The organism is Propionicimonas sp. (assembly GCF_047606205.1).
Lineage (GTDB): Bacteria > Actinomycetota > Actinomycetes > Propionibacteriales > Propionibacteriaceae > Propionicimonas.
The window spans coordinates 1-4,667 of the sequence record NZ_JASGES010000105.1 but is presented as its reverse complement, the minus strand read 5'-3'; the positions used below and the strand labels follow the sequence as shown (position 1 = coordinate 4,667).

Below are 4,667 nucleotides of genomic sequence, written 5' to 3'. Positions count from 1 at the left end.
GTGCCGGGCGGTCCGGCCGTGGCGGCGGGGGCTGCCGTGGCTGCCGCGCTCACTCCGTGCGGGCCCGACTGCGGCGCCACAGTCCCCCGCCGATGGCGGCGATCGCCGCCAGGACGGCGGCGACGAGAACGACCACCCCCGCCGATGGCGCGTCCGAGGCCTGCGCCGGGGTCGGCGCGCTGGTCGGGGCCGCGGTCGCCGACGGTGTCGGCGAGGGGGACGGGCTCGCCGTGGCCGCACCGACCTCCGCCTGCGCCCAGCCGACGAGCGTGCTGTCGACGTCCAGCACGGCGAACCGGTGTTCTCCCGCTGCGAGACCGGAGGTCGGGACCGTGACGGTCCCGTCGACCGAGACCTGCTGCCAGCCCAGCCCGGCCGGACTGGAGTAGGCGAAGACGTAGGCCCATTCGCTCGCCCGGTCGGTGCCGACGTCGAGGACGACCTGTCCGTCGCCGGGGGTGGCGCGCACGTGGCCGGCCGCGGACTCCTTCAGGTCGGCTCCGTCGTCCACGGGCGACCGGGGCGTCTTCGACGGCTCCTTCGCTGCGGTTCCCGCCTTGGCTTTCGCGATCTCGCCGGAGGACGTCTTCGTCTCCCCCTCGGTGACCGTGACGGTCTCGCCTCGACCGGCCGAGGTCGAGGTGGAAACCTTCGTGATCGTGAACCTCGGGCTGGCGTTGGTGAACCCCTTCGTGCCCTTGCTGTGGTCGTCGGCGTCCACCCAGGTGGAGGCGAGGAAACGCAGCCAGTGGGTGCCCCTGCCCAGGCTGGCCGGAAGGGTGAAGGCGCCGTTCACCACGCCGGAGGACGGAATCTTCTGGGTGTGGTAGACGCAGGCTCCGTGGGAGGTGTCGGAGCAGGACTTGCCGTCGTCGATCTTGATGTACAGCGTCTCCCCTGCGGGGAACCCACCCACGGTGAAGTGCAGGACGCTGCTCCCGGCCAGCTTCCTGGGGCTCACCCGCGACCAGGTGCCGGGGGTGTTGGGCGAGGCGCCGCCGTCCGGGATGGCCGAGGCCGCCGGGACGGCCAGGGTCAGACCGGCCAGACCGGCGAGGGCGATGGCCGCCCGTCGCCGCCACCTCAACCGGCTGGTCATGCCTTCGCCCCCTTCGGTGCGCGGACCGCCAGCCGGTAGCCGATCAGGCCGCCGCCGAGCAGGACCGCGACGGCGAGCCCGATCAGCAGGCCGTCCGCGGATCCGCCCGGGGCCGGGGGCGTCGCCGCGGCCTCGGGCACGGGGGCGGTGGTCTGGTCCGGCGTCGCGGGGGCCCCGGGGGCCGGTGCGGTGGTCTGGTCCGGCTCGGGATCGCCGATCACGGTGTCCACCCACCCCAGCAGGGTGGCGTCGGCCGCGACGGCGACCACCCGGTGGCGACCTTCGCCCACCGCGGACAGGTCGACGGTGAAGCGGCGCTCGTGGTCCAGTTGCACCCAGCCTGCCTTCGCCACGGACGCCCCGGTGTAGACGTAGACGTAGACCCATTCGGCGGCCATGCCCTTCGGGACGGTCATGGTGACTTTCGTGCCCTTCAGGGTGGCGGTGGCTCCGCCGTCGCTGCGGCCGGTCAACTGACTGGCCCGCTCGACCGGAGCAGCCGGAACCTTGGTCGGCGCGGTGGTCGTGCCGACGTAGCGAATGATCGTGGTGGTCGTGCTGGTCGTGGTTGCGTCGTCGTCCGCGGTGACGGCGATCGTCAGCGGCGCCCAGCCGAGCAGGGTGCCGAGGACGCCGCTGTTGCCCGACTGCACGGACAGCTTGCTCGCGCCCTCGGGCAGCGTGACCCCGGTCAGGCTCGCCGTGACGGTGCCGTTCGCGTCCGCCCGGAACCAGGTGCCGCCCCACGGGAAGCTCGGCGAGCCGTCGTGGAAGACGTTGAGGTAGATCCAGTCGCCCTCCGCCGCTCCGGGGACGGTGACGGTGAGCGTGCTGCTGCCGAGGCTCAGGCCCACCCCGCGGCGGCTGGCCGTGGTGAGGTCCTCGGTGGCCTCCGGCGGATCGGGCACCTCGCTGGGAGCGTAGTCGCCCACCACGAAGGTGGCCGACTCAAGGGTGCGCGAGGTGTCGCCGGTCTTCAGGGAGCCGGTGAGCAGTCGCAGGGTGTGCGCGCCGGTCGGGAAGACGGGCGCGGACCCGTCCGCCCCGGACGCGGTGCCGTCGGGGAGCGTGAGCTGGACGTCGAACGTCCCGTCGGTGTCGCCGGCGTGGATGATCGCCCAGATCGTGCGGTTGGCGTGGACGGAGGTATCCAGGCGGCTGTAGGCGCCCTCGTCGAGCTTGACGGCGATCACGGAGCCGCCGTCGGTGGGGTGGCACCAGCCGGTGCCCGTGAGGTGGAGGGTGTCGCCGACGGAGAGCGCCGGGTTCTGCACCGTCACGGTCGGCGCGCTGGTCGGCACGCAGGTGGTCTGCTGCTCGTCGTCGCCGCCGGTCCAGGCGAGGCCGCCGACCACCAGCGGATCGGTGACCACGCTGCGCACGGTGTCGGCGGAGTCGAAGCGTCCGGACTGGAAGCGAACGGTGAGGTACTGCCCCGCGACCAGGCCGGAGGGAGTGTCGATGCTGATCGAGAAATCGCCGTCGTCGGCGAGGGTGAAGACGTGCGCGTTGCCGCTCGGGTTGGCGGGAGCGAGCAGGGCCCAGATCGTGTCGTCGCCGGAGGCGGAGGGGTGGCTCACCACGTCCGAGCCGGAGCGCGCGTACTGCTGGCCGTCACCGTAGGTGAGCTTGATCGCCACGGTCGAGGCGCCGGTGCCGGCCTGGTTCACCCAGCCGGTGCCGACGATCCGGATGGAGCTGCCGGCTGCGGTCGAGACCTGCGACTCCACCCAGGCGGTCGCGGTGCGCCCGTGCGTGGTGTCGGTCGCGGTCACCGTCTCGTGCGCCCAGGCCGGCTCGGTCGGGGCGCTGGCGGTCGGCTCAGGGTCGGAGGTCGCCGTGGCGGCGATCGTGATCGGGGCCGTGCCGGAACGGACCAGGTCGCCGGTCAGCAGCGATCCGCTGAGCAGGGTGAGGGAGTGGCTCTCGCCCGCCGCCCACGCCCGGTTGCCGTTGGCGAGGGTGGGGAAGGGCAGGTCGAGCTCCCATTCGCCACCGGCGTCAGCCTGCACGATCGCCCAGATGGTCTTGTTGGCGACCACCGAGCCGGTGGCCGGGTTGGTCACGTCGCGGGTGGTGGACACCGCACCCGCGTCGAGCTTGACGGCGACCACCGACCCGGCGTCACCCGCGGCGTTCAGCCAGCCGGCGCCACTGATCCGCAGTGTCTCGCCGTCGGTCCAGGTCGCCGGCACCCACGAGGACGCGCCGTCGGTGGTCGTGCGCTCGACGCCGTCGTGCGCGATCGACGCGGCGGCGACCTTCGGGTTCCCCCGGGGCCTGGCGGACGCGGAGGACGCCGCGCCGGCGGACGCGGAGGACGCCGCGCCGGCGGACGCCGACGGTGTCGCGGTGGCGGACCCGGACGGGGTCGGCGACGCGTCGGCCGGCGTGGAGGCGGTGGGTGTCCTGCTCACCGTCGGCTCCGGGGTGGCGTCGGCGCTGCCGTCCGGCTCGGCCGTCCGCTCGGCCGTGGTGGCGCTCGGCGTGGGCTCCGCGCTGTCGTCGGCCACGGCGTGCGGCGCGGCGACCGCGGTGAGGCCCAGCAGGATCGCAGTGAGCACGACGCCGCTGAGCCGGCGCAGGGCCGGCAGGTGTGGGTTCGGCATGGTTGTCATCCCCTTGTGGTGGAAGTGCGGGTTCGGCCCAGTGCGTCAGCCGAGTGCGGCGAGGACGTCGTCGACGAGGCGGTTCATCAGCAGTGGCCCTCCGGTGGAGGTCCACGCCGAGCCGTCGACGAGCACGATGTGGTCCTCGGTATAGGCCCGGAGGGTGCGGAAGCCGGGCACCTTCTCCGCGGCGGCCAGTGCCGTCCTGGCGCCGGCCAGGTCGGCGGTGCCGCCGGCGTTCGGGTTGTCGACGCTGGAGCCGCCGAGGGTGCCGAAGAAGAGGTAGTCGGCGTCGATCTGGGCGAGGTTCTCCAGGGAGACCGGCTCGGAGTGGCCGCGGCCCTCGGCGTCCTGGCCGGCCGGCCGTTGCAGCCCGAGGTCGTCGAGCGCCTGGCCGGGTGGGAGTTCCTTCAGGATCAGGGAGGGGGCGGTCCCCTGCCAGCGCACGATCGAGAAGGTCTCGCCCGCGTGCGGGGCAAGGGTTCGGCGGGCAGCCTCCACCTTCGCCTCGTAGTCGGCGATCACCTGCTCGCCCTCCTGCGTCTTGTTGAGGGCGTTCGCCACCTGCCGGAAGTTGTCCCGCCAGGCGCCTCCGGCATAGCCGGCGACGACAACCGGCGCGATCTGGCGCAGCGCCTCGATCACCGGGGGGTTGTTGTTCACGCTCGTGCCGTCGACGAGGATCAGGTCCGGGTCGGCCGCGCCGATCGCCTCGTAGTTGGGCTGGCCGATGCCACCGAGCAGCGGGATCTCGCCGGCCCGGTCGAACAGGTAGTGGGGGACGGTCGACTGCCCGCGGCCGGTGACCGTGCCGATCGGGGTGACGCCGACGGCCAGGGCTCCGTCCAGGGTCGGCTCGCTGAGCACGACCACACGGGAGGGGTTCGCCGGCACCGTCACCCGGGTGCCCTCGGCGTCGGTGACCGTCCGGTCGGCCGTCGCGGCGGCGCCGGACGCCG

General features: G+C 73.6%; 3 protein-coding genes. All 3 read right to left on the bottom strand.

From position 1 onward, the window contains the following. Positions 1-49 precede the first annotated feature (49 nt). Positions 50-1,099, bottom strand: coding sequence for a hypothetical protein (locus QM633_RS06840; protein WP_415152988.1), 1,050 nt, complete (start codon positions 1,097-1,099; stop codon positions 50-52). Further along, the gene (locus QM633_RS06835; protein ID WP_415152987.1) at positions 1,096-3,708 is read right to left on the bottom strand and encodes a hypothetical protein; all 2,613 of its coding nucleotides are present in this window, start codon (positions 3,706-3,708) and stop codon (positions 1,096-1,098) included. Before QM633_RS06835 ends, QM633_RS06840 begins: the two co-directional genes overlap by 4 nt. 45 nt (positions 3,709-3,753) lie before the next feature. Continuing rightward, positions 3,754-4,667: ABC transporter substrate-binding protein (locus QM633_RS06830; RefSeq protein WP_415152986.1), on the bottom strand; the 914-nt coding region annotated here is incomplete at its 5' end.

Bases quoted from the DNA above. Each gene is read 5' to 3' on its own strand.
- QM633_RS06835 (WP_415152987.1), bottom strand. From the start codon at position 3,708: ATGCCGAACCCACACCTGCCGGCCCTGCGCCGGCTCAGCGGCGTCGTG.
- QM633_RS06840 (WP_415152988.1), bottom strand. From the start codon at position 1,099: ATGACCAGCCGGTTGAGGTGGCGGCGACGGGCGGCCATCGCCCTCGCC.